Annotated in this window: 9 protein-coding genes; 3 read left to right on the forward strand and 6 right to left on the reverse strand. The window is 69.2% G+C overall.

Translation table 11 applies throughout. The features are described 5' to 3' along the window. Nucleotides 1–104: 104 nt before the first annotated feature. Complete coding sequence (locus ACZ5XS_RS30530; RefSeq protein WP_468656713.1) at nucleotides 105–3,131, reverse strand: MGH1-like glycoside hydrolase domain-containing protein; 3,027 nt, start codon at nucleotides 3,129–3,131, stop codon at nucleotides 105–107. 339 nt (nucleotides 3,132–3,470) lie between these two features. Between ACZ5XS_RS30530 and ACZ5XS_RS30535 the strand changes: the two genes are divergently transcribed. Beyond that, a complete protein-coding gene (locus tag ACZ5XS_RS30535; protein ID WP_468656715.1) occupies nucleotides 3,471–4,898 on the forward strand; it encodes an RICIN domain-containing protein in 1,428 nt (475 codons plus the stop codon). Between the two features lie 108 nt (nucleotides 4,899–5,006). On the opposite strand, the gene ACZ5XS_RS30540 is transcribed toward ACZ5XS_RS30535, so the two are convergent. After that, the gene (locus tag ACZ5XS_RS30540) at nucleotides 5,007–5,786 is read right to left on the reverse strand and encodes an HNH endonuclease family protein (protein WP_468656717.1); all 780 of its coding nucleotides are present in this window, start codon (nucleotides 5,784–5,786) and stop codon (nucleotides 5,007–5,009) included. A 164-nt stretch (nucleotides 5,787–5,950) separates the two neighbouring features. On the opposite strand from ACZ5XS_RS30540, the gene ACZ5XS_RS30545 reads away from it, so the two are divergent. Continuing rightward, the gene (locus ACZ5XS_RS30545) at nucleotides 5,951–6,133 is read left to right on the forward strand and encodes an antitoxin (RefSeq protein WP_217242406.1); all 183 of its coding nucleotides are present in this window, start codon (nucleotides 5,951–5,953) and stop codon (nucleotides 6,131–6,133) included. 199 nt (nucleotides 6,134–6,332) lie between these two features. On the opposite strand, the gene ACZ5XS_RS30550 is transcribed toward ACZ5XS_RS30545, so the two are convergent. Then, complete coding sequence (locus ACZ5XS_RS30550) at nucleotides 6,333–7,229, reverse strand: SCO6745 family protein (RefSeq protein ID WP_468656720.1); 897 nt, start codon at nucleotides 7,227–7,229, stop codon at nucleotides 6,333–6,335. Between the two features lie 107 nt (nucleotides 7,230–7,336). Here ACZ5XS_RS30550 and ACZ5XS_RS30555 point away from each other — a divergent pair, with 107 nt between their 5' ends. Further along, entirely contained in the window at nucleotides 7,337–7,930 is a 594-nt protein-coding gene (locus ACZ5XS_RS30555; RefSeq protein WP_468656722.1) for a TetR/AcrR family transcriptional regulator, read from the forward strand. 62 nt (nucleotides 7,931–7,992) lie between these two features. Here ACZ5XS_RS30555 and mfd read toward each other — a convergent pair whose 3' ends face one another. The 3 genes from mfd to ACZ5XS_RS30570 all read right to left on the reverse strand — a co-directional run bounded on the left by mfd (nucleotide 7,993) and on the right by ACZ5XS_RS30570 (nucleotide 15,171). Then, complete coding sequence (gene mfd / locus ACZ5XS_RS30560) at nucleotides 7,993–11,523, reverse strand: transcription-repair coupling factor (protein WP_468656724.1); 3,531 nt, start codon at nucleotides 11,521–11,523, stop codon at nucleotides 7,993–7,995. Between the two features lie 298 nt (nucleotides 11,524–11,821). Next, nucleotides 11,822–14,386 (reverse strand): ABC transporter permease, encoded by a 2,565-nt coding sequence (locus tag ACZ5XS_RS30565; RefSeq protein ID WP_468656725.1) that lies wholly within the window; start codon nucleotides 14,384–14,386, stop codon nucleotides 11,822–11,824. After that, nucleotides 14,383–15,171 (reverse strand): ABC transporter ATP-binding protein, encoded by a 789-nt coding sequence (locus ACZ5XS_RS30570; protein WP_468656726.1) that lies wholly within the window; start codon nucleotides 15,169–15,171, stop codon nucleotides 14,383–14,385. Before ACZ5XS_RS30570 ends, ACZ5XS_RS30565 begins: the two co-directional genes overlap by 4 nt. Nucleotides 15,172–15,294: the final 123 nt, after the last annotated feature.

Genomic DNA, 15,294 nt, shown 5'->3' on the forward strand with positions numbered 1-15,294 from the left:
GCGTGGGGGAGGAGCCACGTGGGCGTTTCGGCAACGCGGCGAGGTGCGGTGCCAGGCCGCGCGACCCGGACGGGCATAGTGAAAGGACCCCTAAGACCGACCGGCTAGGGGTTGAACGGTGTGGCGCCGTCGTCGGTGACGAGCCGCCACAGATGGTCGGCGGTACCGGTGTCGTCCCACTGCAGGGCCGCGGCCCCGGACGAGGTGGACATCCCCTCGATGCCCAGGACCATGCCGCTGTTCTTGTTGACGAGCTTGCAGTAGCCGTTGCCGGCGTCCACCACGGACCACAGATGGTCGGCGGTGAGGGTGTCGCCCCATTGCAGCGCGGTGGCACCGGCCGTCTTGGAGGCGTCCTTGATGCCGAGGACCTGGCCGCTGTTGGTGTTGAAGATCTTGTAGTAGCCGTTCTCGGCGGGGACGACCGTCCATCGGTGGTTGGCCGTGGTGTTGGCCGTCTGCTGCTGGACAGCGCCTCCGGCGGCGATCGAGGAGCCCGCGATGCCGAGTTCGAGGTTGCTGTTCTTGTTGACGATCCGCACCGCCGGTGTCTCCGGGTACCAGGACTCCAGCTCGGTGACGCCGACGAACTTGCCGGCCTGCGGGGTGAGGACGACCCGGAACTGGGAGGTCGTGATCGTCGGGAAGGTCACCTCGTTCGCGTTGTTCGCTCTGGGGGTGGCCGGGCTCTTGACCTGGCTGGGTACGGACGTCCACGCGCCGTCCTTCAGGTACTGGACGGTGTAGCTCGCCGGAACGCGGATGTTCGCGCCGTCGTCGTAGGTGTAGAACTTCACCTCGTTGATCTTGCGTGGGGCGCCGAAGTCGACTCCGAGGTGATCGGTGGCGTTCGGGGAGCCCGAGTTGGTCCACCGGTTGTCGGGGATCTTGTCGTAGCGGATCCAGCCGTCGGTGGCCCGCAGCGGGGCGTCGAAGGTGGTGGGCTTGCAGGTCTGGCCGCTGTGGCAGTGCGGACCGTTGGAGACGGTGTTGGTGTAGGAGGCGAACGCCTTCGGGTAGGGCTGCGTGACCGTGCGGCCGAGCCAGTCCTGCTCGGCGGTCAGCGGGTTGGCCGCCACGTTCATCATCCGCGGGGGCTGCGCCGGGGTGACGGGTGCGGCCACGTTCACGGTGGTGTTGCCGGCCGTCGCGGACTGGTGGATGCGTACACCGTCCTGGAAGACCTGCAGGCCGGTGCCCTTGCCGTAGTGCGTGCCGTCCCGGTCCCAGCGGATCGAGAGGGTGTGCCCGTGGTAGGGCACGTTCTCCGCCGCGAAGTAGTCCCAGCCGGACGGGATCAGCGGCTTCAGGACCAGCGTGTTGCCCGCCTGGGGCTTGATGCCCAGCAGGCCGGAGAGCACCAGGTCGTTGAAGCTGGAGTGGTTGTAGTGCTCGCTGAAGTTGAAGCCGTCGTAGATCCAGTCGCCGGTGTCACCGTTGGCGGCTTCGGCGATGTAGGGCTTGCCGTCCTTGTGCTGGAGGCCGGCGAACTGGGAGAGCATGGTCTGGTAGTTCTGCTTGGTGACGTGGTTCTGGGCCGGGTAGTCCTGGAGCAGGTTCGCCATGCCGGTCAGGATCTGGCTCGTCTGGAACGGCCAGCTCGGGCCGTTCCAGTGGCAGCAGTTGGCGTCGTCGCGCTTCTGGGTGGCGGGGATCGCCTGGTAGTTGAAGTAGGGGTTCGCCGCGATCCGGTCGAGCTCGGCGAAACCCGTTCCCTTGGTGAACTTCAGCGTGTTGGCGCCGGCCTTCATCGGGACCTGCACGGTGACGGACTTCGACTCCGAGAACTGGCCCCAGCTGCCGGTGGGGGCGTAGCTGACGGTGACCGGGTTGGCGGTGTCGCCGTTCACGACGACCTTGTGGTTCGAGGTGGTCGAGGTGCCGTTGGCGTAGTGGACCGTCACCGGATACGTACCGTCACCGGGCGCGTCCACGGTGAAGGTGACCTCGCTGTCGGCGAAGTCGATCTGTCCGACGTACTTGCCGTTGGAGGCCGTCGACGCGTCGTGGGTGTTCGCATGCGTGACGACGGCCTGCTCGGCCTCGAAGTCGTGCACCCGCTCCAGCGTCGTGGGTCCGAAGGCCGCCCCGAACCGCTTCGGATCCGTCAGGTACTTCCACGCCGAGGAGTACTGGGCGTCGGGCAGGTTGAACGCCCAGGGGGCGAAGCCCATCGCCTCGCGCCAGGTCGTCCTGGTCTGCTTCAGGGTGCCGTTGGTGCTGTTCGTGTTGTAGACCTGCATGAAGAACTGGCGCTGCGGGTCCCAGAGCGAGTTCTGCACCCCGGCCTTGAGCGAGGCGGCCTTGTCGGTGTACTCGGTCGCGGTCGCGCTGTCCCCGGTCATGGTGGCGATCTTGCTGATCGCCTGGGCGGCACCGAACATGTACGCGTTGATCGTGGGCCGGTAGCCGGGGCCGCCGCTGAACCAGTTGCTGCTGTGCATCGACGTCTCGGTGTACTCCGTGGCGTCGGACAGCGGGGTCTGGTGGTACAGGTCGCTGGTGGAGGCCGTGCCGTTCACCGTGATGTCGCCGGTGAAGTTCGAGTCCCACCTCTTGTACAGCGCGATGAGCTGCGGGAGTTCGGCCTTGATCCCGGTCGCGTCACCGGTGACCAGGAAGCGCTGGTACGCGGCGCTGGTGATCCACTCGCTGTAGTTCCGCGCGCCCGAGTTGCCCGCCCCGCGCAGCCAGAAGTCCAGGTAGTCACCGGCGTAGTCGCGGTTGTGCAGCCAGCGCCCGTCCAGGAGGTGGTAGCCGGTGGCGTCCGGGAGCGCGGTGTACGGGTTCCCGGCGTAGCCGATCGGCACGTCGTACTCGGTCGACACGTACCCGGTGCCCGGCACGGTGTAGCGGAGCGCGCGCTTGTAGGTGCTCCACCGGTAGTAGTAGACCTCGTCGATGGTGTTGTCGGGGGTGTCCAGGAACGGGATGTTGTCCTTGTACCACTGCGGCTCGTCGAGCTGGTTGGCAGCGAGGATCGCGTCCTTGTCGAGAGCCACCGCGTTGGGGTCGTCGGCCGCCTGAGCGGTACCCGCCCCGGGCCCTCCGGCCAGCAGTGCCACCGCCAGGATCGAGCTGGACAGGGCAGCCGCCAGGGGTCTGCCACGTCTGGGGGATCGGTCGTGCATAGGGTGTCCTCCGTCGCACACGCCACATTCGACACGTTCGATACATCCGATACGTCAGACACGCAGATACGTTCGTCATATCGAACGAGGTTCGAAATTCTGCGCGAGAGTAGTGACACGCCCGAATTGAAGTCAATAGGGCGGACAGAACGGGCCTGCGCACCTCCGCCCGACATCGCCCCTGCGGGCCGATCTGTGTCGAAACTCTTGACGCACTTCCGTAGCAGGCAGTCTGATGTGCGCCATCGTTCGATTCAGCCGAATTTTGTTTGGTTGTGGTCTGTCTTGTTTCCCTTCGCGGGACCGTCAGGGCAGCCGAGTGAAAGGGAAAAACCCTCGATGCGCCGTGCCTGGCTACTCGTACTCGCCGTGCTCCTCAGCCTCGTTCCCCAGGCCCTCCTGGCCGGCACCGCGCAGGCGGCGACCGTCACGATCTCCAACGGAACCCAGTTCACCGATCCCACCGGAGCCGTGGTGCACGCCCACGGCGGCGGTGTGATCAAGGTCGGCTCCTTCTCCTACTGGTTCGGTGAGAACCGCAACGAGGACAACTCCTTCCGGTACGTCTCCGCCTACCGCTCGACCGACCTGAAGACCTGGGAGTTCCGGCGCCACGTCCTGACCCAGGCCACCGACCCGGAGCTCGCCTCGGCCAACATCGAGCGCCCCAAGGTCATGTACAACGCGTCCACCGGCAAGTTCGTCATGTGGATGCACAAGGAACTGGCCACCGACTACACCCAGGCCCGCGCCGCCGTCGCCGTCTCCGACACCGTCGACGGCGACTACGCCTGGCAGGGCAGCTTCCGCCCGCTGGGCCACATGTCCCGTGACATCACCGTCTACACGGACGACGACGGCACCGGCTACATGATCTCGGCCGCCCGCGAGAACCGCGACCTGCACATCTACCGCCTCAGCCCCGACTACCTCACCGTCGAGACCCGGGTGCAGCTGCTCTGGGCCGGCCAACTGCGCGAGGCCCCCGCCCTGTTCAAGCGCAACGGCGTCTACTTCCTGCTCACCTCCGGCGCCACCGGCTGGCGGCCCAACCAGCAGATGTACGCGACCGCCTCCAGCATCACCGGCACCTGGAGCAACCTGCAGAACGTCGGAGACTCCACCGGCTACGGCTCCCAGACCACGTTCGTCCTGCCCGTGCAGGGCAGGACGGGCACCGAGTACCTCTACCTGGGCGACCGCTGGGGCAACTCCTTCGGCCAGAACGTCAACGCCTCGCAGTACGTCTGGCTGCCGCTGGAGTTCCCCACCGACACCACCATGACCATGGACTGGTTCGCCCAGATCAACATCGACACCGCGGCCGGCAAGGTCGACGGCGTCGGCGGTCCCTGGCAGACGGTCACCGCACGCCACAGCAACAAATGCCTCGACGTGCCCAGCAGGTCCCTGGACGACGGCACCCAGATCACCCAGTACACCTGCAACGGCGGCATGAACCAGGCCTGGTGGTTCAAGGACATGGGCAGCGGATACGTCCAGCTGGCCGCCCGGCACAGCGGCAAGTGCCTGGACGTGGCCAACAACTCCACCGCCAACGGCAACCCGGTCATCCAGTGGACCTGCGGCACCGGCACCAACCAGCAGTGGCAGCTCCAGGACGCCGGCGACGGATGGGTCCGCCTCGTCTCACGCCTCAGCGGCAAGTGCCTCGACGTGGCGGACAAGTCCACCGCCGACAACGCCAAGCTCATCCAGTGGACCTGCGGCACCGGCACCAACCAGCAGTTCAAGCGCGGGGCCTGAACACCGGCGCCAGGGCCGCCGGAGCCGAGGCTCGGGCGGCCCGCCCTCACCCCGTCCCGTCTCCCCGCCCCTCTCCTCTCGCCCTCGCCCTCTCCTCTCGCCCTCTCCTCATCCCTCGCACTGGTCCAGCATCATCTGCCGGTCGGGCGCGGTCACCGCCAGTTCGTACTTGAGGGCGACCTGGGTGAAGCGGACCGCGTAGGCGCACCGGATCTGCTTGTTGGGCGGGAGCCAGGACGCGGGTCCGGAGTCACCCTTGGACGAGTTGGCGCGGCCCTCGGCCGGCATCAGATTGAGCGGGTCGTTGGCCAGTTGCTCACGCTTGTCCTCCGACCAGCGCGCGGCCCCCATCTGCCAGCTGTAGGACAGCGGGACGACGTGGTCTATCTGCACCTCGGTGGCCTTCTGCTTGCGCCACTGGATGGTCGTACCGGTGTACGGGTCGTGCAGCGTCATCGCGATGACCACACAGTCGGAACCGGAGCGGAAGCGCAGGCTCTGGCCGTCGCGCTGCAGTAGGTCGTTGCGGGTGTCGCAGCCGTTGCGGGCCAGCGGAACTCCGTCGGCCGTGTCCATCCACGCATAGCCGAACTCATCGCGGTCGTAGCCCGTCTGGGGTCCGCGCCCCTTCGTCCGCAGCGTCTCGATGAGCTTGCGCGCGGCGGCCTCGTCGGTCTCGCTCGTCAACGGAGCGAGGCCCGGCTTGGTGCCGTCCGGGTTCTTCAACGGACTGACGGCACGGCCGTCCTGTGCCGGTGCCGCGGCACCGCTGCCCGTCGAAGAGCCACCCTCCTCCAGGCCTTCGCACCCCGCGACGAGAGCCATGGCGGCGAACACCGCCAGTCCGGTCCCGACGGCGGCTTTCGCCCCGCCCCTCAGACGCGTCATGCCGCGCCCCTCCCCTCGCCTTCCCGGTCCCCGCCACCGCACGGGCGGGGTATGCCGGTCTCACCGTAGCCGCCGAGAGGTCCAGACCATATGGGGCCAAAATGAGCATCACGAATAAGTCGGGCGTATCGTCGATTGCGAGTCACCTCCGGAAGGAGCTCTGGATGGGCATCTTCGACAAGTTCAGGAACCAGGCGAAGGGCAGCAAGGGCAAGGACATGTCCGACGCCGCGGAACGGAAAGCCAACGAGAAGTCGGGCAACAAGTACGAGAGCCAGGTCGACGAAGCGCAGCGCCGGGTCGAAGGCCAGCTCGGTATGGATCGTGACAGGCCCGAACAGCCGTAGGCCGGAGACTCACCGAAGTCATGAAGTCCGCCGCCGGGCACAGCGATCCGGTCTGGGCTCAACGAACCACCAGGCGACAGAGGCCGCCCGCGGAGACCCACCTACCGCGGGCGGCTCCCTGTCAGCCGGGAGCCGGCAGGGCGGGTCGGGCGTTCACCGGGCCCGCCCTGCGCGGGGAACTCCCGGCTTCCCGCGAGATTCACACCCTTCCGATCCCCAACGTCGTCTCCGAGGGCAGCAGTCCGGACGACAGCATCGCGACCCAGAAGTCGCCGAGCAGGTCGGCCAGGCGGTCGACCCCTTCCTGCCCGAGGGACCGCCAGGGGGCAGCGGCGAGTCGGTCGGTGTCCTGTTCGACGCGGCGCCGCAGTTCGCGACCCGCCTCGGTCGCTATACCGTCCTCGTCGAGCAGGCCGCGGGCGGACAAGCGGTCGCGTGCGGCGGCCCATTGCGCGGCGCTCCAGCCACGGCTCTCGAAACGCTCGACGCTCGCGGCGCCTATCGCGGCGAAGGACACGAGGGACTCGACGGGGTCGAGGCCGGCGACCAGCAGGGCCGCGATGTGGCCGTCGCCGCGGTGCTCGCGCAGGATCGTGGCCGCGTGCCACAGCTGGAGGTGCGGGGCCTCGGGCCACTCCAGTGCCGCGTTGGCCGCGGCGAGGGGCCGGCCGGCGGTGTTGGCCGCCTCGGCGGCGCGCCGGGCGAGGGCGGCGGCCTCCGCCAGTTCGGCACTGTCCGTCCGGTCGCCGAATATCGCGCGGTACGCCCCGTCGATTCCCCGCATCCGCGCCTCCAGCATCGCCGCGGGGCTCGCCACCGACCACGCCGAGTCGACGTGCTCGGCGACCATGCTCGGGCTGAAGCTGTAGAAGGCGGACGTCACCCGCTCGGCGCCCACCGCACCCAACGGGGCCGCGCGGTACGGGAAGTAGGTCGGCCAACGCTCCTTCGTGTCGTGCCCGAGCGCCGCGGCCTGCGCGAAGACCTCCGGCGCGTAGTACAGCACCGCGTGCAGCGGCTCCAGCAGGTGCCAGAGCTGACGCACACGGGTCAGCTCCACACCACCGGCACCGATCCCGCCGTCGTACTCCCCCATGACGTACCTCCTCGACGCACCCCAGCCACCAGCACAACTTGACACTGACAAGATTGCCGGACCCATCCGAACTTGTCAACGCCTAGATCGAGCGTACGCTGCTGCCCATGAGCCCCGCCGAACCGAAGAAGACAGACGAAGCCCCCCGCCGGTACCACCACGGCGACCTGCGCCGCGCCATCCTCACCGCCGCGCTCGACGTCATCGCCGCCGACGGCCCCTCCGCGCTGAGCCTGCGTGACCTCGCCCGCCGCGCCGGCGTCTCCCACGCGGCGCCCGCCCACCACTTCAAGGACCGCACCGGACTGCTCACGGCGATCGCGGCCGAGGGCTTCGGACTGCTCGCGGCCACCCTCAACCAGGCCGCGGACCTGAAGGACGCGGGCGTCCGCTACGTGCGCTTCGCGCGCGAACACCCCGCGCACTTCCAGGTGATGTTCAGGCCTGAACTGCTGCGCGGCGACGACCTCGAACTGACCACAGGGCGCGCCCTCGCCGCCGACGCCCTGCGCGAGGCGGTCTCCGCCGTACGCGCCGAGGACTTCGGCGTCGACGCCCGCCTCGCCGGCGTCGCCGCCTGGTCCCTGGCCCACGGCTTCGCCACGCTGCTCCTGGGCCACAACCTGGACGGCGCGGTCGGCGACCGGGACCCCGAGGAGGTGTTCCGGACGCTGGCGACCACGCTGTTCCGTTCCGTCTGAGGCCCGCTTCCCCTGAGGCCCGCTTCCCCTGAGGCCCGCTCCAAGGGCGGCCCCGACAGGGCCTACGACCCCAGAATCGACGTCAGGAACTCCCCGACCCAGCCGAGCAGCTCCCGCCCGACCAGCGGCTTCCCGCCCACCTTGGCGGTCTTCGGCCGCGGCACCAGCACCTGGTGTGCCGCCGGCTTGATGACGGTCCCCGGGTACAGCCGCTTGACGCGCAGTTCCTGGGACTCCCGCAACTCCACCGGTGCGAAACGGATGTTGTTGGCCTGCAGGACGACCTCGCCGACACCACAGGCGCGCGCGAGCATGCGCAGTCCCGCCACGAGCAGCAGGTTCTCCACCGGCTCCGGCAACTTGCCGTAACGGTCGACGAGTTCCTCGCGTACGGCCTTGATGTCCTCCTCGGTGTTGACCGAGGCGATCGCCCGGTACGCCTGGAGGCGCAGGCGCTCGCCGGGGGCGTAGTCGTGCGGGACGTGCGCGTCGACCGGGAGCTCGATCTTGACCTCGAGGGGTGCCTCCTCCTCGACGCCGCCCTCCATGGAGGCGCGGTAGTCCGCGACGGCCTCGCCGACCATGCGGACGTAGAGGTCGAAGCCGACGCCCGCGATGTGGCCGGACTGTTCGCCGCCGAGGAGGTTGCCGGCGCCTCGGATCTCCAGGTCCTTCATGGCCACGTACATGCCCGCACCCATCTCGGTGTGCTGGGCGATGGTCGCCAGGCGCTCGTGGGCGGTCTCCGTGAGGGGCTTCTCCGGCGGGTAGAGGAAGTAGGCGTAGCCGCGCTCGCGGCCGCGGCCCACCCGGCCGCGCAGCTGGTGGAGCTGGGAGAGGCCGAAGTTGTCGCCGCGCTCCACGATCAGGGTGTTGGCGTTGGAGATGTCGATGCCGGACTCGACGATCGTGGTCGACACCAGGACGTCGAACTTCTTCTCCCAGAAGTCGACGACCACCTGCTCCAGGGCCTGCTCCGACATCTGGCCGTGGGCGATCGCGATGCGCGCCTCGGGGACGATCTCCCGGAGCCGGGCCGCGGCCCGGTCGATCGACTCGACGCGGTTGTGGATGTAGAAGACCTGGCCCTCGCGCAGCAGTTCGCGGCGGATGGCGGCGCCGATCTGCTTCTCCTCGTAGGGGCCGACGAAGGTGAGGACCGGGTGGCGCTCCTCGGGGGGCGTGGTGATCGTCGACATCTCGCGGATGCCCGTGACCGCCATCTCCAGGGTGCGCGGGATGGGGGTCGCGGACATCGTCAGGACGTCGACGTTCGCGCGCAGCTTCTTCAGCTGCTCCTTGTGCTCGACGCCGAAGCGCTGCTCCTCGTCGACGATGACCAGGCCCAGGTCCTTGAACTTGGTCTCGGCGGAGAACAGGCGGTGGGTGCCGATGACGACGTCCACCGAGCCCTCGCGCAGGCCCTCCAGGACCGCCTTGGCCTCGGTGTCGGTCTGGAAGCGGGACAGGGCGCGCACGTTCACCGGGAACTGCGAGTAGCGCTCGCCGAACGTCCCGAAGTGCTGCTGTACGAGCAGGGTGGTGGGGACGAGCACGGCGACCTGCTTGCCGTCCTGGACGGCCTTGAAGGCGGCGCGGACCGCGATCTCCGTCTTGCCGTAGCCGACGTCGCCACAGACCAGGCGGTCCATGGGGACGGTCTTCTCCATGTCCTCCTTGACCTCGGCGATGGTGGTGAGCTGGTCGGGCGTCTCCGCGTACGGGAAGGCGTCCTCCAGCTCGCGCTGCCAGGGGGTGTCCGGGGCGAAGGCGTAACCGGGCGCGGCCATCCGCGCGCTGTACAGCCTGATCAGGTCGGCGGCGATCTCCTTGACCGCCTTCTTCGCGCGCGCCTTGGTCTTCGTCCAGTCGGCGCCGCCCAGGCGGTGCAGGGTGGGGGCCTCGCCGCCGACGTACTTGGTGATCTGCTCGAGCTGGTCGGTGGGGATGTAGAGGCGGTCGCCGGGCTGGCCGCGCTTGGCGGGGGCGTACTCCACCACCAGGTACTCGCGGGTCGCGGCCTGCACGGTCCGCTGCACCATCTCGATGTAGCGGCCCACGCCGTGCTGCTCGTGGACGATGTAGTCGCCCGCCTCCAGGGTGAGCGGGTCGATGGACTTGCGGCGCCGGGCGGGCATCCGGACGCCGTCCTTGCCGGCCGCCTTCTGCCCGGTGAGGTCGGTCTCCGTCAGCACGGCGAGCTTCAGCCCCGGGTCGACGAAGCCGTAGTCGATCGAGCCGCACGCCACGTGCACGACGGAGGGACTGAGGGCGGCGAGGTCCGCGTCCAGGCGGGCCGCGATGCCCTCCCCGCCGAGCACCTCGACGGTACGGGCCGCCGGGCCGTGCGCCTCGGTCACGTACGCCGTGCGCCAGCCCTCGGCGAGCCAGCCCTTGGTGTCGGCCAGCGCCTTCGCGGTGTCCCCGCGGTACGTCTCGGGCGCGTGCATGCCGAGCTTCAGCGTGTTCGCGTCCAGTTCGTCGTCCGCCGCGAACGGCGACACCGACCACCACATCATGTCCAGCTCGCGCGCCCGGTCCCGGACGTCCGCGATGGCCCACAGGGACGCCGCGTCGACGTCGATGGGTGCCTCGCCGCCGCCGGCGGTGGCCGCCCAGGACGCCTGAAGGAACTCCTGCGAGGTCGCCACGAGATCGGCGGCACGCGTGCGTACCCGCTCGGGATCGCAGACGACCGCCATGGAGCCCTTGGGCAGGACGTCGAGCAGCAGCTCCATGTCGTCGACCAGAACCGGAGCCAAGGACTCCATTCCCTCTACGGCGATCCCCTCGGCGATCTTCCCAAGCAGCTCACCCAGCTCCGGGTGCTCCTCGGCGAGGGCACGCGCACGCGTGCGGACGTCTTCCGTCAACAGAAGTTCACGGCAGGGCGGCGCCCACAGACCGTGCTCGGCGACTTCGAGGGAGCGCTGGTCGGCGACCTTGAAGTAGCGGATCTCCTCGACGTCGTCGCCCCAGAACTCCACGCGCAGGGGGTGTTCCTCGGTGGGCGGGAACACGTCGAGGATGCCGCCTCGTACGGCGAACTCGCCGCGCTTCTCGACGAGCTCCACGCGCGCGTACGCGGCGGCGGCGAGGGCCTGGACGATCTCGTTCAGGTCGGCGGTCTGGCCGGTCCGCAGGGCCACCGGCTCCAGATCGCCGAGGCCCTTGACCTGCGGCTGGAGCACGGACCGTACGGGCGCGACGACCACGGAGACCGGGCCGGTCTCGGGGTCGTCGGGGCGGGGGTGGGCGAGGCGCCGCAGCACGGCGAGGCGGCGGCCCACGGTGTCGCTGCGGGGGCTCAGGCGCTCGTGCGGAAGCGTCTCCCAGGACGGGTACTCCACGACGCCCTCGGGCGGGAGCAGCGAGCGCAGGGCCGCCGCCAGGTCCTCCGCCTCGCGTCCGGTCGCCGTCACCGCCAGCACGGGGCGGCCTGCCTCGCGGGCGAGCGCGGCGACCGCGAAGGGGCGGGCGGCGGGCGGGCCGACCAGGTCGACGTGCATGCGGTTGCCGTCTGCGGCCGCGGTGATCGCTTCCGCGAGGGCGGGGTCCTTGACTACGGCGTCGAGCAGACCGTGCAGGCTCATTCGGGGGCGGCTTTCGTCCGGGGGGTGGGCAACGCGAAGGGCCCGACGCGGGGACCGGCCGGGGGTCTCCAGCGTACGTCGCTGCGCGGGCGGGTGCGGGAGCTGTGGATAACGTGCGTTACCTGTCACCCGGCGCCTGTGTGGGCCTACCAGGGGGCTCCGCCCCCTGGACGCCCGGCCTATGCCCACCCGCCACCCGACGCGGTACGTCAAAAGGGGAACCTGGAAAACAACAAGAACCCGGCGCCGAGAAGTCCCCCGTGACTTCTCGGCGCCGGGCCTTCCCCGTCCGCGGTGGCTACTCGGTCGCGATCGCGGCCAGTACGTTCATCCGCCCCGCCCGGAACGCCGGGATCAGCGCCGCGAACAGGCCCACGAAGGCCGAGCCGATGAAGACGCCGATGATCGTCGGCCAGGGGATCTCGAGGACGTTGAGGCCCTCCAGGGCGAGGAGCTTCTGGGCGGTGGCGCCCCAGCCCATGCCCAGCCCCAGGCCGAGCAGCGCGCCGAACAGGGCGATCACCACCGACTCCATGCGGATCATCCGCCGCAGCTGGCGCCGCGAGAGGCCGATGGCCCGCATCAGGCCGATCTCGCGCGTCCGCTCGACGACCGACAGCGCCAGGGTGTTCACCACACCCAGGACCGCCACGATGATCGCCAGGGCGAGCAGGCCGTAGACCATGTTCAGGAGCTGGCCGACCTGGTCCTTCAGTTCCTGCTTGTAGTCGGTCTGGTCGCGGACCTGGTACTGCGGGTAGTCGTGCAGCGCCTTCTTCAGGGCCGCGTACGCCTGCTCCGTCTGCCCTTCCTTCGCCTTGGCGAACATGATCGTGTTCGGCGGGACCTGGTCGGCCGGGACGTACTTCCGCATCGTCTCGATGCTGATGTAGCGCGCACCCTGGTCGAGGGCGCTGTCGTCGCTCGTGATGGCCGCGACCTTCAGCTTCGCCGTCTCGCCGCCCTTGAAGGCGACGTCGATGGTGTCGCCGACCCGCACGCCGTGTGCCTTGGCGTAGTCCGAGCCGACCGACATGGCGTCCTTGCCGTAGGCGGCCGTCAGGGTGCCCGCCGTGGTCGCGCGGCGCAGGTCCTCGGCGTAGGACGGGTCCGCGGCGGTGACGCCGGAGTCGTCGGTCTTGCCGTCGGGCGAGGTGAGTGTGGCGTTGAGTTCCTTGTAGCTGGTGACGTGGGCCAGGCCGGGGCTCTGCTCCATCGCCTTCTGGGCCTGCGGGACGATCCGCTGGTTGCCCTGGACGATGAAGTCCGCGCCGACCGACTTGTCCAGCTCGCTCGTCGCCGAGGCGACCATCGAGGAGCCGACCACCGACAGGCAGGCCACCAGGGCCAGGCCGATCATCAGGGCGGCGCCCGTGGCACCGGTACGGCGCGGGTTGCGCAGGGCGTTGCGTTCGGCCATGCGTCCCACCGGGCCGAAGGGCCGCAGCAGCACCGCGCTGATCACCCGGACGACCCCGCCGGCCAGCAGCGGACCGATGATGACGAAGCCGATCAGCGAGAGCACCACGCCGGCGCCCAGCATCAGCGAACCGTCGCTCGCCTTGTCGGCGGTGCCGGCCACGTAGAGGGCGAACCCGCCCGCACCCGTCAGCACGAGCCCGATCAGTCCGCGCACCAGGCCGGCCCTGCCGTCGGCCGGTGTGCCTGCGTCGCGCAGCGCGGCCATGGGGGAGACCTTCCCGGCTCGGCGGGCGGGGAGGTAGGCGGCGAGGACGGTGACCACGACACCGAGCAGGACTCCGGCGATCGGGGTGGTCGCCTTGATGGTCAGGTCGTCGGTGGAGAGGTTCATGCCGGCCGCCGACATGAGCTTCATCAGGCCGATGGCGATACCGACGCCGGCCCCGACGCCCAGGATGGATCCCACGACGCCCAGCAGCGTCGCCTCGACCAGCACGGACCGGTTGACCTGTCCGCGGGAGGATCCGACGGCCCGCATCAGACCGATCTCGCGGGTGCGCTGGGCAACCAGCATCGAGAACGTGTTGATGATCAGGAAGATGCCCACCAGGAACGCGATCCCGGCGAAGCCGAGCATGGCGTACTTGATGACGTTCATGAACTCGCCGACGTCCTTGCGGTTCTCGTCGGCGTTCTCCTTGGCCGTCTGGAGCTTGAACGTGCCGTCCAGCGCCTGAGCGACGTTCTGCTTGAGCCGCGTGTCGCTGACGCCGGCCGCGGCCGTGACGTTGAGCTGGGTGAACCGGCCGGTGGCGCCGAGGAGTTCGCGCTGTGCGGTCGCGGTGTCGAAGAAGACGATCGAGGCACCGGGGTTGGTCACCTTGAAGGTGGCGACACCGACGATCTTCGCGGTGAAGTCACCGGCGACGGAGATCGTGCGCAGTTCGTCGCCGAGCTTGAGGTCGTGCTTGTCGGCGGTGTCGGCGTCGACCATCAGCTCGGTCGGCCCGCGCGGGGCGTGCCCGGAGGTGATCTCCATCGACCGCAGGTCGTTCTGCGTCCAGTTGCCGGCGATCGTCGGGGCGCCGTTGCTGGAGCCCATGTTCTCGTTCTCGCTGTCGACGACGGTCACGTTCATCGAACTGACCGCGCCCTCTACCGACTTGACGCCCTCCGCCTTCCTCACCTGCTCCAGCGTGGAGGCCGGCAGCGACTCGGGCTTGCCGTTCTGCGGGGTGTCGTCGCTCTTGGCCTCCTTCGGGGAGACCGTGACGTCGGAAGCGGTCGTCGCGAACAGCTTGTCGAACGTCGTGTTCATGGTGTCGGTGAAGACGAGCGTGCCGCACACGAACGCCACCGACAGCAGGACCGCGACGGCCGACAGGGCCATGCGTCCCTTGTGCGCGAAGAAGTTGCGCATCGAGGTCTTCAGGACGGTCATGACGTGCGCCCCCGGGCGTCGAAGTCCTTCATGCGGTCCAGGACGGTCTCCGCGGTCGGCTTGTACATCTCGTCGACGATCCGGCCGTCGGCGAGGTACAGCACGCGGTCCGCGTACGACGCCGCCACCGGGTCGTGCGTGACCATCACGATGGTCTGGCCCAGCTCGTCCACCGACCGGCGCAGGAAGTTCAGCACCTCGGCGCCGGCCCGCGAGTCGAGGTTTCCGGTCGGCTCGTCACCGAAGATGATCTCGGGCCGGGCGGCCAGGGCGCGGGCCACGGCCACGCGCTGCTGCTGACCGCCGGAGAGCTGGGTGGGCCGGTGCTTGAGCCGGTCGGAGAGCCCGACGGTGTCGACTACCCGTCCCAGCCACGCCTTGTCGGGCTTGCGGCCCGCGATGTCCATGGGCAGCGTGATGTTCTCGAGCGCGTTCAGCGTCGGCAGCAGGTTGAACGCCTGGAAGATGAACCCGATCCGGTCCCGGCGCAACTGCGTGAGCTTCTTGTCCTTCAGCCCGGTGATCTCGGTCTCGTCCAGGTAGATCTGCCCGGACGTCACGGTGTCGAGCCCGGCGAGGCAGTGCATCAAGGTGGACTTGCCGGACCCCGAGGGGCCCATGATCGCGGTGAACTGACCGCGGGCGATGTCCACGTCGACGTGGTCGAGCGCGACGACGCGGGTCTCTCCGGACCCGTACGCCTTCACGACCTGCCGCGCCCGCGCGGCAACGGCCGTACGCCCGCCAGTGCCCCCGTGCCTGGTGATGGTCACAGCCGATGTCACGGTATATCTCCTATATCGGTCAGCAGATGAATCTGTCGATCAGCAGGTGCTCAGCGGATGAGCCGTTCGAATGGGTACGTCGATGAGTCTGGCGCCCGGAGAGGGTCCGGCGCGCTGGTGCCG

This window comes from Streptomyces sp. NPDC033131, from assembly GCF_055578365.1.